18 protein-coding genes and 1 pseudogene are annotated in these 15,206 nt (G+C 55.2%); 13 read left to right on the top strand and 6 right to left on the bottom strand.

Features of this window, described 5'->3' with window-relative positions:
- The first annotated feature begins 193 nt into the window (after positions 1–193).
- From LEPTO7104_RS0109215 to LEPTO7104_RS43550, 12 genes and pseudogenes are all read left to right on the top strand, one after another.
- Complete coding sequence (locus tag LEPTO7104_RS0109215; RefSeq protein WP_017298281.1) at positions 194–2,512, top strand: NACHT domain-containing protein; 2,319 nt, start codon at positions 194–196, stop codon at positions 2,510–2,512.
- Positions 2,513–2,691: 179 nt separating this feature from the next.
- A complete protein-coding gene (locus tag LEPTO7104_RS0109210; RefSeq protein ID WP_017298279.1) occupies positions 2,692–2,874 on the top strand; it encodes a CsbD family protein in 183 nt (60 codons plus the stop codon).
- 297 nt (positions 2,875–3,171) lie between these two features.
- Positions 3,172–3,657: a globin family protein gene (locus tag LEPTO7104_RS0109205; protein ID WP_017298278.1), complete on the top strand. Its 486-nt coding sequence runs from the start codon at positions 3,172–3,174 to the stop codon at positions 3,655–3,657.
- A 375-nt stretch (positions 3,658–4,032) separates the two neighbouring features.
- Positions 4,033–4,494: a response regulator gene (locus LEPTO7104_RS33300; protein ID WP_196358101.1), complete on the top strand. Its 462-nt coding sequence runs from the start codon at positions 4,033–4,035 to the stop codon at positions 4,492–4,494.
- A 156-nt stretch (positions 4,495–4,650) separates the two neighbouring features.
- The gene (locus LEPTO7104_RS38080; protein WP_071527204.1) at positions 4,651–4,947 is read left to right on the top strand and encodes a DUF1830 domain-containing protein; all 297 of its coding nucleotides are present in this window, start codon (positions 4,651–4,653) and stop codon (positions 4,945–4,947) included.
- 84 nt (positions 4,948–5,031) lie between these two features.
- Positions 5,032–5,340, top strand: a complete 309-nt coding sequence (gene psb34, locus LEPTO7104_RS0109195) for a photosystem II assembly protein Psb34 (RefSeq protein ID WP_017298276.1) — start codon at positions 5,032–5,034, stop codon at positions 5,338–5,340.
- A gap of 2 nt (positions 5,341–5,342) precedes the next feature.
- Positions 5,343–5,585 carry a hypothetical protein gene (locus LEPTO7104_RS0109190; protein WP_017298275.1) on the top strand — a complete coding sequence of 81 codons (243 nt, stop codon included), beginning with the start codon at positions 5,343–5,345 and terminating at the stop codon, positions 5,583–5,585.
- Entirely contained in the window at positions 5,582–6,268 is a 687-nt protein-coding gene (locus LEPTO7104_RS33295; protein WP_083887039.1) for a pentapeptide repeat-containing protein, read from the top strand. The genes LEPTO7104_RS0109190 and LEPTO7104_RS33295 overlap by 4 nt, the downstream gene beginning before the upstream one ends.
- Before the next feature lie 34 nt (positions 6,269–6,302).
- Positions 6,303–6,602 carry a P-II family nitrogen regulator gene (locus tag LEPTO7104_RS0109180; RefSeq protein WP_026072515.1) on the top strand — a complete coding sequence of 100 codons (300 nt, stop codon included), beginning with the start codon at positions 6,303–6,305 and terminating at the stop codon, positions 6,600–6,602.
- Between the two features lie 62 nt (positions 6,603–6,664).
- Positions 6,665–6,925: an IS1/IS1595 family N-terminal zinc-binding domain-containing protein gene (locus LEPTO7104_RS43560; RefSeq protein ID WP_155523885.1), complete on the top strand. Its 261-nt coding sequence runs from the start codon at positions 6,665–6,667 to the stop codon at positions 6,923–6,925.
- Between the two features lie 269 nt (positions 6,926–7,194).
- Positions 7,195–7,417 (top strand): annotated as a pseudogene (locus LEPTO7104_RS44010) (IS1 family transposase); the annotation flags it as partial.
- Positions 7,418–7,576: 159 nt separating this feature from the next.
- Positions 7,577–7,885 carry a DUF6464 family protein gene (locus LEPTO7104_RS43550; RefSeq protein ID WP_225886954.1) on the top strand — a complete coding sequence of 103 codons (309 nt, stop codon included), beginning with the start codon at positions 7,577–7,579 and terminating at the stop codon, positions 7,883–7,885.
- 9 nt (positions 7,886–7,894) lie between these two features.
- Here LEPTO7104_RS43550 and LEPTO7104_RS0109170 read toward each other — a convergent pair whose 3' ends face one another.
- Both LEPTO7104_RS0109170 and LEPTO7104_RS0109165 read right to left on the bottom strand, forming a co-directional pair.
- A complete protein-coding gene (locus LEPTO7104_RS0109170) occupies positions 7,895–8,899 on the bottom strand; it encodes an ABC transporter ATP-binding protein (RefSeq protein ID WP_017298271.1) in 1,005 nt (334 codons plus the stop codon).
- Between the two features lie 205 nt (positions 8,900–9,104).
- Positions 9,105–10,136 carry an ABC transporter ATP-binding protein gene (locus tag LEPTO7104_RS0109165; protein WP_017298270.1) on the bottom strand — a complete coding sequence of 344 codons (1,032 nt, stop codon included), beginning with the start codon at positions 10,134–10,136 and terminating at the stop codon, positions 9,105–9,107.
- A 104-nt stretch (positions 10,137–10,240) separates the two neighbouring features.
- Between LEPTO7104_RS0109165 and LEPTO7104_RS0109160 the strand changes: the two genes are divergently transcribed.
- Positions 10,241–10,612 (top strand): four helix bundle protein, encoded by a 372-nt coding sequence (locus LEPTO7104_RS0109160; protein ID WP_017298269.1) that lies wholly within the window; start codon positions 10,241–10,243, stop codon positions 10,610–10,612.
- A gap of 46 nt (positions 10,613–10,658) precedes the next feature.
- On the opposite strand, the gene LEPTO7104_RS0109155 is transcribed toward LEPTO7104_RS0109160, so the two are convergent.
- From LEPTO7104_RS0109155 to LEPTO7104_RS0109135, 4 genes are all read right to left on the bottom strand, one after another.
- Entirely contained in the window at positions 10,659–11,507 is an 849-nt protein-coding gene (locus tag LEPTO7104_RS0109155; RefSeq protein ID WP_017298268.1) for an ABC transporter permease, read from the bottom strand.
- Positions 11,508–11,674: 167 nt separating this feature from the next.
- On the bottom strand, positions 11,675–12,703 hold the full coding sequence (locus tag LEPTO7104_RS0109150; RefSeq protein ID WP_017298267.1) for an ABC transporter permease subunit: 1,029 nt from the start codon (positions 12,701–12,703) through the stop codon (positions 11,675–11,677).
- A 218-nt stretch (positions 12,704–12,921) separates the two neighbouring features.
- Complete coding sequence (locus LEPTO7104_RS0109140) at positions 12,922–14,601, bottom strand: ABC transporter substrate-binding protein (protein WP_017298265.1); 1,680 nt, start codon at positions 14,599–14,601, stop codon at positions 12,922–12,924.
- A gap of 190 nt (positions 14,602–14,791) precedes the next feature.
- Positions 14,792–15,190, bottom strand: a complete 399-nt coding sequence (locus LEPTO7104_RS0109135) for an allophanate hydrolase-related protein (RefSeq protein WP_017298264.1) — start codon at positions 15,188–15,190, stop codon at positions 14,792–14,794.
- Between the last annotated feature and the right edge of the window lie 16 nt (positions 15,191–15,206).

Raw genomic sequence — 15,206 nt, 5'->3', positions numbered from 1 at the left:
CGTTCCCTGGAGGCCACCGCCTGCCGCGCCGTGCGCAAGGCGCGGCAACCTGCGGATGGTGATTGAGGCGCAACAGAGCGGCGGCCACTGGAGACTATGCGGCCCATGGAAAAGGCGTTAGTATCAGTGGCATATAAAGCCCATGTTTTTTGATTTTTTTTGAATCTAAAATTTAAGATGAGATTTTTGTGCAATGGCCAAGCGATCGCTCCAGGCCTTGCCCGCTGGTATTCAGCGGGCTAAACGGGCGTTTGCCCTGAGGGGGTGGACCCAGGAAAATTTAGCGGGAGAGGTCAATCTCAAGACCCGACAGCCGATCTGGCGATTTTTTACGGGCCAGCCTGTGGATCGGCAAATTTTTAAGGAGATTTGTCAGGTTCTAGATTTAGACTGGCGAGAGATTGCCGATCATCCGCCGATCGAGTTTGTTGACCCTGGGGAGACGCCGGAACTGCACCCCCTAACTACGGAGGAGCTGGTGCAGGAGGTGCGATCGCTGCACCAGGGCACCATCCAACATCAGTGCGGCATTCTGCAACTGCTCGACATCAACCACCCCGTCAATATTGATGAAATCTATGTAGATGTCAATATTTTAGAAGCCGTTGTCAGCCAGCAGTGGCTTAAAATTACCGACCTGAACAACCTAGAACTGACTGAGTTTGATCGCCTCGATCTGGGGTCCATTGATATACCCCAGATGGGTGGAATGGAAGCGGTTCAAACCTACGGCAAGCTGCGGGTGTTGGGCAAACCGGGCTCGGGTAAAACCACCTTTTTGCAACACTTAGCCGTACAGTGCAACCGGGGCGAGTTTGCCGCCGACCAGGTGCCCGTTTTTATCGCCCTCAGGGATTTTGCCGAAGAAGCCAGACATCAGGGCGAGTTTAGCCTATTTAATACTATTCACCAGGCCCTGCGAACCGATGGCATTACCGACCCAGCCCAGCTTGAAATCCTGCTTCAAGAAGGACGGGTGCTGATGCTGATGGACGGCATAGATGAAGTCCTCAACCAGGATATCAACGCCGTCATGCGAGAAATTCGCGCCTTTTCAGACAAGTATTACCGCAACCGTTTTGTGGTGTCTTGCCGCACTGCCGCCCAAAAGCTAGCGCTGCGCGGCTTTACCGATGTTGAAATTGCCCCTTTTACCCAAGCGCAAATTGCCACCTTTGCCCAAAAATGGTTTATAGCCCTGGGCAAAACCGCCACATCCCGAGGGCAAGCCCAGGCGGTCGAGTTTGTGCAAAAGCTAGATCTGCCCGAAAACTGGCAGTTTCGCCAGCTTGTCGCTACACCCCTGTTTTTGCATTTGGCCTGCTGGGTGTTTCAGGGCGAAGGGCAGTTCCCGAGCAAGCGCACGGCCTTTTACAAGCAGGGGCTAGACCTGCTGCTGGGCAAGTGGGATGAAACCAAAGGCGTGGAGCGCGACGACGCCTATCGCAGGTTTTTGCTGCCCCAAAAAATCAAGCTGCTGAGCCAGCTGGCCGCCGTCACCTTTGAGCAGGGGCAGTACTTTTTTGAGCAGCGCACCATTGAGCAGTACATCGAAGACTACCTGAAAAACCTGGCGGGGGCGAGCCTAGACCCCGAAGAGCTGCAGCTCGAAAGTGAAGCCATGCTCAAGGCGATCGAGGCTCAGCACGGACTGCTGATCGAGCGAGCGCGGGGCATTTTTTCGTTCTCTTACCTGGCGTTTCAAGAGTACCTGACGGCCCGAAAGATCGTTGCCACCCACAACCTGCACGCCCTAGAGCAGACCTTGGGCGGACTGGTCAGCCATATTACCGATCCCCACTGGCACGAGGTTTTTTTGTTGACCGCCGCCATGCTGCGCAGCGCCGACTCGCTAGTGCAGCTGATGAAGCAGGAAATTGACGCCCTGGTAGCCCAAGACCCCCACCTGCAAGATTTTTTGAGATGGGCCAGCGAGAAATCTCAAACTGTTCTACCCGAGCCTAAGCTAGCCACCACTCGCGCGTTTTATCTGGCCCTGGCCCAGAGCCCCCACAGCGCCGACCAGTTTGCTCTGGCCAGTACCTTAGATCAGGGCATCTTTTTAGATGCTGCGCTCGAAAATTTGCTGGTCGAGTTTGCCGTTGACCACAGCCAAGATTTTGCCTATGCCAATGCCTGTAGCGAGGCACTCAACAATATTTTGGTGATGGTTTTGGATGTTGGATTCTATAAATCTCTGCAACAGCTGAAAGACCAACTGCCTGCTTCATCCCAAACCCAAGAGCGGCTGCAAACCTGGTGGAAAGAAAACTATTCGGCCTGGGTTGAGCAGCTCCAAGGCACAATTTCCCACTACCGCAATATTCATCATCCCTGGCAGTTTAGCACTGAGCAACAGCAGGTGCTAAAGCACTACTACGATGCCAACCAGCTCCTGGTCGATTGTTTAAACAGCAACTGCGAAGTGACGGAAAAGATTCGCCAAGACATTGAAGCCACGCTGCTGCTGCCCCAAAAGGAACTGGAAGATAGGGAATGGCGGGGAGCCTGAGAAAAATTGATACGCACGCTATAAGACAAGAGTAACTACGCTTAAGTGTGTTTAATCTTATGACGTATTTATGAATTCAAACAATTCACTTACTAAATACAACATCCATCCATAAGAATGGAGCAAGACGGTTGGCTAAAGCAAATTTAGCGTATTGCAAATACAAAAGGAACATCATTATGAGCATTGAAGACAGAGTTAAAGCGGCGGCTAAAAATGCTGAAGGCAAAATCGAAGAAGCCGTTGGCGATCTAACCGGAAATCATGAGGCCCAGGTTAAGGGCAAGGCTAAACAGGCCGAGGCAAACGTTCGCAACGCCGCTGAGGATATTAAAGATCAGGTCAAAAAAAGTATTGACTAGGCCATAGCCGAGTTGTCTCCAGCCTTAGGCCTTATTCTCAATTCCCCTAGCTTTTATCCTGGGGGAATCACTTTACATTGACGCTGGCCTTCTCAGAGAGCATTTGAAAAGTGATCTGCTGTAGCTTTGGCCACCTGCTGATCCCCCTGCCCCCTTAAAAAGGGGGGTAAAAGTCCCCCTTAAAAAAAGGGGATTTAGGGAGATCTCCACTTTTGCTACAAAAAATAGGACTTTTCAAACATCCTGTCAGGTTGCTTCAGTGAGTCTAATTTATCCATAGTTAAGCAGGCTGAAAATATGAGCATCATCAACGCGCTAATTGTCAGGGCCGATGCCGAGTGTCGCTACCTAACTCCTGGGGAACTTGACCAGATTAAGCTATTTGTATCCAGCGGCGATCGCCGACTGCGTCTGGTTAAGGCCTTGGGTGAAGGGCGCGATCGCATCATCAAGCAAGCCGCCAGTCAGCTATTTCAGCGCATTCCCAGTTTAGTGGCTCCCGGCGGTAACGCCTACGGCAAAGACATGACCGCTACCTGTCTGCGCGATATGGACTATTACCTGCGCCTCATCACCTACGGTGTAGCCACTGGAGACGTAGCTCCCATTGAGGAAATTGGCCTGATTGGAATGCGCCAAATGTACAATTCCCTGGGCACTCCCCTGGAGGCTGTAGCCGAAAGCGTTCGGGTCATGAAGACCATAGCCTGTGCTCTGCTGTCAGCGGAAGATGCCGGCGAAGTTGGCGCTTATTTTGACTACCTCATTCAATCTTTTGAGTGAGCCACGCCGTCAGCTTATTCCATGGATAAGGCTATGACGACTGCCGTTGAATTACCAACGTCTACCCTGAAAAAACCACACTGGCCACTTAGCTCAGCCGATCGAAGGCGTACTATCGGAGTTAGGCAACTATGCCCTTGCTGTTCCTATGTTTTAGTGCGCCATATTCAGTCTAATCGGCAGTACTGGCGCTGCGGTCATTGTTGACAGGCTATGCCCGCGCTGGAAAGCGGTGCTGCATTTACCGATTGAGCACTGCGACAGATTCAAAGCGACTCTTGTCAACCAGATGTTTATCCCGGTAGGGTTATCGCTGTGCCCAATCTAAGTCAGAATATTCCTAACTCTGGCATACTCAAAAACGTGCAGATCCTTGTGGTAGACAACGACTTTGACAGCCGATATCTGTGCGAAACCTTATTTGAGAGCCACGGCGCAAAGGTGCTAACAGCTGAATTTATTGCGGATGCATTAACTTTGTTAGATCACTTTTTGCCCGACATCTTAATCTGTGAAATCAGATTTCTAGACGAGGACATTAGGCTATTGATTCGGCGGGCTAGGGCTATTGCCCTGGGTCAAAATCGGATCATCCCCATCCTTGTAGCTTCTGCCTATTGCTCAGCCAGTTTTGCTCAAGATTTGATCGAAGATATGGAGTCTCATCTGTCTAAACCCATTGATATCGATGCTTTGGTTGATGAAGTTTGGAATTTGGTGCATCTGTCTCAGGCGCTGTGTCAGACTAATATTCAAGGCTGGGTAGCCAATCATAGGCTATGGAAAAAGCCTGCTTCCTGGAGTTCCCAGACTATCTTCGAGAAGAATTTAGCCTGATGCTTCCTTTTTTGCGTTGCGGCAGCTAAACCTGGAGCTAAATGCAACGATGCATTGCATTCTCATACACTTCATGCAAATCAAGCATTTAATGAAACATCCCCATGGGACATTTGTAAGCAGTTTTGTAAGTGGCGGCTTCAGCCATTTGACACTATGACCTATCTGCTTTCTCTTTTAACACCCGAATTGCCGACTCAATCGTCGTTCCCTATCCTTTGTTACTACATCAACAATACGGCCAGTGTTCAAAATGTTCGAGTCATGCGCGGGGCAGCCTGCTACCTTGAGCGCATTATTTTTATGAAAGAACGTGTCTTGTTTGAGGCCTTTCCAGAGTCTTACTTAGAAGTTTATTCGCAGCGACGTAACAGATCTAGACTAGACAAAATTGATTGCAAATTATTGCAGGTCAACCAAGCGGAAGAATCTGCTCAGAAACCACGGCAGTAGGCAGAGAGGCAGCTTATATCTGTGCTGATGCTCGATTTATGCATTAGCCAAAAAAAGACAACGTAACCTATATAAGGAGATGACATGGTTAATAGCAAGCCCGATCCACAGGACGCTAAACTTGACTCAAAGAGTGTTAGTGACGGCAGTGAGCTAATTCCTGCTGAAGTTCAAGTCAATATTCGCCATGATGACGATGCCCAAACCGAGGAAGCTGCTATTCCCGGATCTACAGTAGATGATGAAGGGCTGATTAATAACTTTGCTACCGAGCCCAAGATATATCCATCCACGTATCCTTCTTCCCGGCAGCAGCAGCGCTATATCTTGTTGGGAGCAGGAGCAATTCTCTTTGTCGCTGTTCTCATCTTGATTTCCTTTAGGGTTAGCTAAAAATGGACAGTGTGCCCAATGCCCGCCGCTCCGTGGGCGAAGAAACCGCCCAGGTGATCGATCGCGAGGTCAAGGGCATTGTCGAAGCTGCTCACCAGCAGGCGCTAAGGACCATGCGAAACAATCGCGACCTGAGGGAACCCATCACCCTACAGCTGCTGGAAATCGGTCCTACCCTACATCAGCGGCCGGGCCAGGTGCAGGCGCTGCCAGTCGGCGCTGAGCCTGTTTTAGGAGGTGTATGATGAGCCACGATTTTGCGGGTAAAGACCTGAGCGGGCAAGACTTTAGCGAGCAATGCCTAGACGGGGTTGATTTTAGCAACGCCAATCTGAGCAAGGCCAATCTAAACAAAGCCAGCCTGATTGGCGCAAACTTGAGCAATGCAACCTTAGCGGGGGCAAACCTGAGCCATGCTGTGCTAAGTCGGGCCAATCTTAGCAATGCAAATTTGGTCTGCGCCATCCTCATTGAGACCACCTTCGATGGCGCTGATCTGTGCAATGCCGACTTGACCGGAGCGAAACTAAGCCTGTCTCGGTTTGGCGATCAGGCCGATTTGTGCGGCGCTAAATTTTCCGATGCCAATTTGGCAGAGGCGCAATTCAGCCATGCGAACTTAGTCAGCGCCGACTTTCGCCGCTCTGTTTTAATTGGTGCAGTCATCGAACAATCAACGTTAGACAATGCCGACCTAGCCCACGCCAATTTGCATCGAGCTACGTTGATCAGCCTCAGCATGCGCGGCTCAAATTTGTATGGCGCAAATTTAAGCCAGGCCACGCTAGACCAGGTCGATCTTCAAGATGCCAATCTGGGCGGCATAAATGTAAGTAGCACAACATTCACTAATGTTTCAGGCATTCCCAGGGAAATGGAAAAAGAGCTCGGCCAGCAAATGTCGCAGCAAAGTTTTCAAACCAGCTAAATACTTGTCGGTGTAGTTAATTTTGGAGATTTATATGTCGTCTTCTTTGACCAAAGGTACTCTCGTTACCATTATCGGCGAAGCGGTGTTGCAGGAGCGCTTGATCCATCTGCTCACTGAGCTAAAGGTTTCTGGCTACACCATTGTGCCCGCCAAGGGCGCGGGTAGCCACGGCAGACGCATGGGCGATATTGCGGGCTACAACACCAATATTGAAATCAAAACAATCGTTGCAACAGCTCTCTCTGATCAGCTGTTAGAAGATCTAAAACCCTTTCAAGAAACCCACGCCCTGATTGTCTTTCGCCAAACCGTAGAGGGATTGTTTGATTAAATGGGCACTGGTCCGCTAAACGGTGATGGGTAAAGCGTTAGCAGTGCAACTGTTCCAGAGCCATAGCCTGTCCTCACTGCCAGAGCCAACAGACCTTACAAAATGGGCGAGAATCGCTTTCAGACGGGGTGCGCCTCCAGCGATATCGCTGCAGCGACTGCGGCAAGCGATTGAGGAGCGCACCAGCACCGCTATGGCTCGACTCCGCGCCCCGCAGTTCAGTCGTGGCCATGGCGTTAAATAGCCGCACCGAAGGAATGGGCGATCGGGCTACAGGCCGTACCTTAGGCTTATTTCTGCAAGCTAGGGAGCGGGGAAGCTAGGGAGCCAAGCGCGCCAAAACGGTGGAGATATTTCAGCCTTCGAGTACTGGGGCGTGTCATCAATTCTCGCTACAATCCTTATCCCACAGGTGTTGCCACGCCCGACCCAAAAAACAGGCTAGGGGCTGTAACCGCTAATTCCTAGGCCATTGGTGATTAATTGATGACAGCCCCTAGGGGGCTTGGCCAATGTCTATTTGGCACTCTGTAATTGTCCAAAGGCCTACCTGACCCGAAAAACTTGGCGAGAAGATCTGGAAGTCGCGCTGAAGATCGAAGGATCTCAGGTCAGCGGCACTTGGTCCTGGGTAAAACTGGAGCACCCGTTGACGGCCATTGGCCCCATGGCAGAGGGGTATGCCACATTGCCAATCATAATGAGGCTCAAAATGCGGCACTCAGGCGTCGCTGCCGCGCCTATCGTCGGCGTCAGAACCCTATGCCAGGATGCGGGCCGCGTTGCAACGTATTTTGAATGTTCAGCAGATAATCTCAACAAACCAGTGCCGAGCTTGTCGGTGGTAACTATGCTGGGCTTGCTCTGGCAAACCGCAACAGCAGCTCGCGGCCATGCTTGCATGGGTGCTGGAATAATCGGTGGGGGCTAAAATTGCTTCATCGGCTTGAGTAGACAGCAGCTGTGTCTTGTCAATGGTCAACGTTTCTATCAACCTCTCTCCTCAGCGGCAGTGTCGGAGCTGTCGGTTCAACGCTCGCAGTCCCTATTTGGTCTGTGCGGTACACCCAGCGGGGCCAGGGCAGCGGCGGTGCCCCGATTTTGAATCATTAACGCCTGTGGCCCAGCGCCCTAGCGGCAGGTCGCCCCAGCCCCCAGCCCTAGAGCCTGACTGGATGAGTTTCTGGGGACCACCGGAGGAGGAATGGCTAGCCTTCTGGGAGCCAGAGGACCTGGGTGAGGGAAATTCAGCATCTGAGCACCCGCCCGCCCGTTTGGACTGAGCAGCGGGGTTAGGAGACTGCTGTCGGGGCGGTTGAGGCATGGCAGGCGGCCCAGTGTTCTGGCCCCACGCTCTGTAGGGTAGGCATCTCTTGCTCGCAGCGGTCTTCACCCTTGGGGCAGCGACCGTAGAGGCGGCACACGCTGGGGCTGGGGTTGATGGGGCTGCGCGGTTCTCCGCTGAGCGAAATTGGGTGGGGCTTGGCCTCAAAGCTGGGAATCGCAGAAATGAGCGCCTCGGTGTAGGGGTGGCGGGGGCGGTTAAAGACCTCCTCTACCGGACCAGCTTCCACAATTTTGCCCAGGTACATGACCAGGATGCGATCGCACAGCAGCCGCACCACATTTAAATCGTGGGAAACAAACAGGTAGCTCATACCCAGGCGAGCCTTCAGGTCTGCCAGCAGATGCAAAATCACCGCCTGCACCGACACATCCAGGGCCGAGGTGGGTTCATCGAGCACCAGCAGCCTGGGGTTGAGGGCGATCGCGCGGGCAATTCCCACCCGCGCCTTTTGGCCGCCCGAGAGCTGGTGGGGAAACCGACTCAGCAGTTCCTGGGGCAAGCCGACCAGATCGGCCAGTTCTGCGGCGCGCCCCTGGAGCTGAGCCTTATCCTTAAGATTCGAGAGCCGCCGAATCGGTTCTGTAATGGTGTCGTAGGCGGTAAAGCGGGGATTCAGGCTGTCGGTGGGGTCTTGAAACACCAGCTGAATCTTTGCCCGGTAGGCACTCTGGGGAAACTGCCGCACCGCAATGGTGCTCAAAATCGTATCGTCAAAGCGGATTTCCCCCGAGGTCACATCCAGCAGCCGGGTAATCAGCCGAATCAGCGTGGACTTGCCGCAGCCCGATTCTCCCACCAGGCCCAGGCTCTCCCCCGGCTGAATGTCGAAGGAAACATGGTCCACCGCGTGAAGGTGAGCCTGTTTGCTCACGGGGAAGGTTTTGCACAGATCGCGGACCTGGAGTAGAGGGGTTTGGGTTATTGGGAGTGGTTGGGTGAGGTGGGTCATTTGGGCAGGGGAGCTAGGGGGCAGGGGAGCTAGGGGGGTAGGGGGGAGCGTAGGGGGGTAGGGGGGCTGGATATTCTGAAATTAGGGCATTTGATATGTGGGGATGCCAGATATTGGAATTGGGACTTTTCAATCGGTAGAATCCAAAACCATAGCGTTTCCTGCCCCCCTGCTCCCCCTCCCCCCTGCTCCCCCTCTCTTCTACCTAAAGCGGTTTCCAACAGGCCACCTGATGCCCATCACCCAGGGATTCTCGTGCTAAGGGCACCTGGTCACAGACTCCGGTTTCAAAGCGATCGCACCGCCCACTAAACCGACAGGGGGGCAAATTCGTCGACTTCAGGTCAGGCAGGTTGCCGGGGATGGGGGTGAGGTCGGCGAAGGTTTTGTGGGGTTCGGGGGTGGCGGCGATTAGCTTGGCGGTGTAGGGGTGGCGGGGATGGGTGAACAGGGTGTGGGTGGGGGCCGATTCGACCACGTGACCCGCGTGCATGACGACGATGCGATCGCAGTATTCCGATGCCAGGGCCAGGTCGTGGGTAATCAGCACCGTGGCCATCTGGCGCTGGTCAGCCAGGTCTTTGATCAGGTTCATCACCGTCGCCTGGGTGGTGACGTCGAGCCCTGTGGTGGGTTCGTCGGCGATCAGCAGCTTGGGGGAGCAGGCTAGGGCCAGGGCAATCATGATCCGCTGGCAGAGACCGCCCGATAGCTCGTAGGGGTAGGCATCGTAGCGTTTTTCAGGATCGGGGATGCGAACGCTGGCCAGCAGTTCCAGGGCTTTCTGCCTCAGCTCGGCCTGGGGAATCTCCGTGTGGCAGCGCAGCACATCGGTAATCTGCTTGCCTACTTTGCGAATCGGGTTTAGCGCGGTGCGGGGGTTCTGGAAGATCATCGACACCTCCTTTCCCCGAATCTGCCGCAGCGACGATTCCGGTTCTTTGAGGAGATCCACAGCGATCGCATCGGTCTGAAGCAGCGCTCGACCAGCCGTGACTTTGCCTGCGCGATCGAGCACGCCCATCAGAGTAAACGCTGTCACCGACTTGCCCGACCCACTTTCCCCGACAATGCCGACGGTCTGGCCGGGATTAATGGCAAAGTCTACTGCCTCTAGGGCTTTGACCACGCCAGAGCGAGTGCGGAATTCGACCGTGAGGTTGTGAACCGAAAGCAGGGGGGCGGGGGGGCTAGGGGGCGGGGGGGCTAGGGAACTGGTGGGTTGCTGGAGAGTCATGGTGGGGGCAGGGGAGAGGGGGAGCAGGGGAGAGGGGGAGCAGGGGAGAGGGGGAGCAGGGGAGAGGGGGGAAAAATAGGAGCAGTTTTTTAGGGGTCTGGAAAATGGCGATTCGGGGGCATCAGGGGTTGGAGGTTTATCAGCTCGCATTTGAGATGGCGATGCAGGTTTTTAAGGTGAGCCAGTGCTTTCCTAAGGAGGAACGCTATTCATTAACGGATCAAATTCGGCGGTCGTCTCGATCGGCATGGGCAAACCTGGCTGAGGCATGGCGAAAACGTCGGTATAAAGCGGCTTTTGTGGCTAAATTGAGCGATTCTGAAGCAGAAGCCGCTGAGACTCAAACCTGGATTAAATTTGCGGTTACTTGCGGTTACTTAAGCGAGGAATTAGGCTCAGAACTCGAAAACAACTACGACCGTATTCTCGGCAAGCTCGTCAAAATCATCCACAACCCTGCCCCCTGGCTGATCTAAATATCCTTCTCCCCTGCCCCCTGGCTCCCCTGCTCCCCCACCTTCCTCAAGTTCGCATCCTCGGATCGATCAAATCCCGCAGCCCATCGCCCAGCAGGTTAAAGCAAAACACCGCCAGCATCAGCACCGCGCCGGGGAACAGCGCCATCCACCACTCCCCCGAGACAATGTAGGTCGCCCCTTCGGCCACCATGATGCCCCATTCCGGCGTGGGGGGCTGAACGCCCAGGCCAATAAACGACAGCCCAGCGGCGTTGAGAATGGCCCAACCCATGTTGAGCGACACATGCACCATCATCACCGGCAGCACGTTGGGGAACAGGTGCTTGGCCATGATTCGCCAGTCGCCGTTGCCGGTCAGCCGGGCTGCTTCTACAAACCCCGCATCGCGCCGCACCAGCACTTCGGAGCGCACCACCCGCGTATATAGCGGCAGGTTGATCACCGCCGTCGCCAGAATGATGTTTTCTACCGTGTTGCCCAGGGCGGCGACCAGCCCCATGGCCAGCACAAACAGCGGAAAGGCCATCAGCGTATCGATGCAGCGGGAGATAATACGGTCAGCCCAGCCGCCAAAGTACCCAGCACAGGTGCCCAACAGGCTGCCGACCAAAAACGACAGCGCCACCGCCATCACCGCAATGCCCAGGTCGAGCCGAGTGGCCACCATCACCCGGCTGAGCACATCTCGCCCCAGCTGATCGGTGCCAAACCAGTGGTAGAGGGATGGGGGCTGAAGGGCGATCGCAGAATTGCTGGCCAGCGGATCGTAGGGAGCAACGGCCTCGCCAAAAATGGCGAACAGCACGAACACTAGAAACAGAGCGAAAGCGCCAAAGGTGATCCAGTTTTCGCTGATCACGTAGCGGGTGTGTTGGAAGGTGGTGGTCGTCATGGGAGAGGGATGGGTGGGAGCTAGGGGCTAGGGAGCAGGGGAGCTAAGGGGGCAGGGGAGATGGGGAGAGAGGGATATGAGCACCTGAGCATTGAGGAGGTGAGAGACAGTGAGTATCTGGCCCCTTACGCCCCCCAGCCCCTCCGCTCCCCGGATCCCCCGCCTTCCTACGCATCCACCCCCGCTCTTGGGTCAATCACCACGTAGAGCAGGTCGATCAGCAAATTCAGCACCACGTACAGCAGCGCCATGGTCAGAATGAATCCTTGAATGGGGGCGTAGTCCGATGCCACCAGCGCCTCAACCGCGTAGGAGCCAATGCCGGGCCAGGCAAAGACCTTCTCCACCAAAATGTTGGCCCCCAGCAGAAAGCTAAACACCACGCCTAGAGTCGTAATCACTGGCAGCATGGCGTTGCGAAAAGCGTAGCCAAACAGCACCTGGCGAGGCGGCAAACCGCTGGCGCGAGCGGTGCGAATGAAGTCGCTGGAGAGCATCCCCAGCATGGAGGCGCGAGTGACGCGGGCCAGCGGGGCCAGGGCAAACAGCCCCAGGGTAATGGCGGGCAAAACTAGCTGGGAGGCGGCCACCCAGAACAGTTCCAGATCGCCGGTCAGCAGGCTATCGATTAAATAAAAGCCGGTGATGTGAGTGGGCGGGCTGAACAGAATATCCAGGCGACCCAGGGGCGCAGGGGCAATGCCCAGCTGATAATACAGCACATAGATCAAAAACAGCCCGGTGAAGAAGGTGGGTAGCGATACCCCAGCGGTGGCCAGCAAGCGCACGCCGTGGTCGATCCAGGAGTTGGGGCGGGTGGCGGCGAGAATGCCCAGGGGCAGAGCCAGGGCGATCGCAAACACCAGCCCCGCCAGCGTTAACTCAAGGGAAGCGGGGAGTCGGGTCAGGAGGTCATACCCCACCGTCTGCCCCGTCGTCAGCGATACCCCCAGGTCGCCTCGAAACAGGTCGCCGATATACAGAAAAAACTGCTCCAGCAGGGTTTTATCCAGCCCCAGGTTACGGCGCACCTCATCGATCGCCTCAGCCGTCGCGGCAGGTCCAGCAAAGAAGGCCGCCGGGTCGCCGGGCAGAGCGCGGGTCAGCAGAAATGTAACAATCACCACGCCGATGACGCTGGGAATTGCCCCTAAGATGCGCTGTCCGATAATTTTGCTGATGGAATGTTTGGCCATGGTGGGTCTCAAGTTGCGGGATGATGCATTGGCAGAGCGCGCGAAGGGGCGGGGGAGCAGGGGAGCAGGGGAGCAGGGGAGCAGGGGAGCAGGGGAGCAAGGGGGGTGGAGGGGATAAACATTTGAGAACCGAGAAGCTTGCGCCCCCGCACCCCCGCACCCTCGCACCCTCGCACCCTCGCGCCCCCGCACCCTCGCACCCTCGCACCCCCACTTTCCTAAGCCTTCTCCAACTGCCGGAAATCCAGCTGCCGGTGGAACCAGTACTGGTAGCCGCTGACGCTGGGCTGCATCGCCACCGAAAGCTTCGGCTGCACCAGGGGCACCCGAGGCATTTCCTGCCAGGCCAGGCCGATAAATTTCTCCACATCCTTCTCGTATTCGGGTTCGCCTGGTTCTGAGGCCAGGGCACCCTCAATCAGCTTGTCCATTTCAGGGTTTTTGTAGGAGCTGCCGTTAAAGGTCGCATCCTGCCCATGGTAGGCGTAGAAGAAGAAGTAGTCGGGATAGTTGAGCCAGCCGCCGAAGTTGTTGATGATCATCGGGCGGCTCTTCTCCACCAGCACCGAGCGGAAGTTGGCGTTGGGCACTTTTTCGATACTGGCTGTGATACCGATTTCGGCCAGGGATTCCTGAATTAGGGTCACCGCCGGCTCGGCCCATTCTTTGGTGCCCATGTCGAAGGCGATGGTGGTCTCAAATCCGCTGGGATAGCCCGATTCGGCCATCAGCTTTTTGGCCATGTCCAGGTCGGTTTTGTAGGGAGTGGGCTGGGGCCAGGTGACAGAATCTGGCTCAAAGCTGCCGGTGCCGTACATGGGCACGGCCTGGCCGTACAGCGCCGTATCCATAATTGCGTCGTAGGGAATGGCGTAGGCCACCGCCTGGCGCACCTTCACGTCGGCGAAGGGGTTTTCTTTCCCCTTTAGCTCGGGGTTGCTGTGCATATCGACGGAGTACAGGCAGTTCTCAATCGGCGTCGAGACCATGGCGAACTTGTCCATCGCCGCCAGTTCTTTCTGGTCTTTTTCCGAGAGGTCGTAGTTGATGTCGATGTCGCCTTTTTCCAGCAGAGCGCGGCGGTTGCCTGCCTCCGGTACGTTCAGCACAATCACGTCTTTGATCTGGGGCAGGGGGCCAGACTTCCAGTCGTCAAAGCGGGTCAGGGTAATGCGCTCGTTGGGCTTGAACTCGCTCAGGGTGTACGCGCCGCCGCCCGCATCGTTATTGTTGAGCCACTCGGCCCCCCAGGGATCTTCGGTGGTCAGGTGGGGCTTCACCAACTCGGCGTTAATAATTACCGGAATCGGCACCGCCATGTCGATCATGGTCAGCTTGTCGGGGCGCAGAAACTTGACCCGGAAGGTGTGGTCATGGACGGCCTCAAACTGGTCAGGATTTTCCAGGGCACCGGCCTTCATTTGAAAGGTCGGAAAGCCGCCGATCGATACGGCCCGGTCGTAGGACCATTTGACGTCGTTAGCAGTGACCGGCGCGCCATCGTGGAAGGTGGCATCTTGCCGCAGGTTGAAGGTGACGGACATGCCGTCTTCGGCCATTTCCCAGCTTTCTGCCAGTTCGGGTTTTAGCACGGTGTAGTCGTAGGAAAGCGACCCATCCGGCAGCTCTTTGGTGCCAAAAGTCATCAGCCGGTCGTACATCGCCCAGGAAATGCCGTAGGCCGGGCGGTTCGTACCCACCCGGTGCAGATCCAGGCCGTTGGGAAAGCCTCCCCCCTGCACCATGGTTAGCTTCGCGTCGGAGACTTTGCCCGCTGCATCGGGGGCAGCGGCTGAATCGGAGGAAGATGGTTTGGAGCTACAGGCTTTGAGCCCGTTAGCCAGGGTTAGCCCGACGGTCAGACCCAGGCTGGTTTTGATTAGGCGTCGGCGTCGCATGGCAATGTTTGGGGTGTAGGTAAAGGTAGAAAATAAACTTTGCTGGCGTCTTTCAAAAAACAGTAAAAATTACTACAATCTAAAAGAGGCCAGCTGAAGTTCACCTAAAAGTTAGGCTTAAACCTATCTTTATCCCCGGCAAAATTTCGAGAAGAAATCGGGAAGAAATCGGGAAGATTATCCCAAGACGTCATTTTGTGGCGATCGCTCTTTCTGCCATATAAGCCCGCCAACCGTTGTAGCTGGTAATCTCCGTTTGCCCCTCACACAAAATGGGTTCTGCCAATACCCCCAGCACGACTTCTCCGCTGCTCAGCTTGACTTTGCCAATCGAGAGTCCTGGCGGTTCCTGCTGTAATACCTGGATCAAGCCTGCCGCTGGCACCGCCCAAATCTCTAGGGCTACCGCTGTACCTCCCTCATTTACCCGGACCATCGCAGGGTGTACATCGCCAATGGACCAAAGGCGATAGGTGGGTGTCGTTGTCGCCTCATAGAGAAACCTACCCCCCACATTTAAGAGGTTAGAATTCAGCTCTAGGCCGCGCATTAAAGTGCCGTTGACGGCTAGTTTAAGCATTTCAGTCATGCCGTTTTTCCAATTT

Origin of the sequence: Nodosilinea nodulosa PCC 7104, from assembly GCF_000309385.1 — a bacterium.
Taxonomy (GTDB): Bacteria; Cyanobacteriota; Cyanobacteriia; order Phormidesmidales; family Phormidesmidaceae; genus Nodosilinea; species Nodosilinea nodulosa.
Note: the sequence above shows the minus strand (reverse complement) of the source record. Positions and strands in the feature narration are given on the sequence as shown.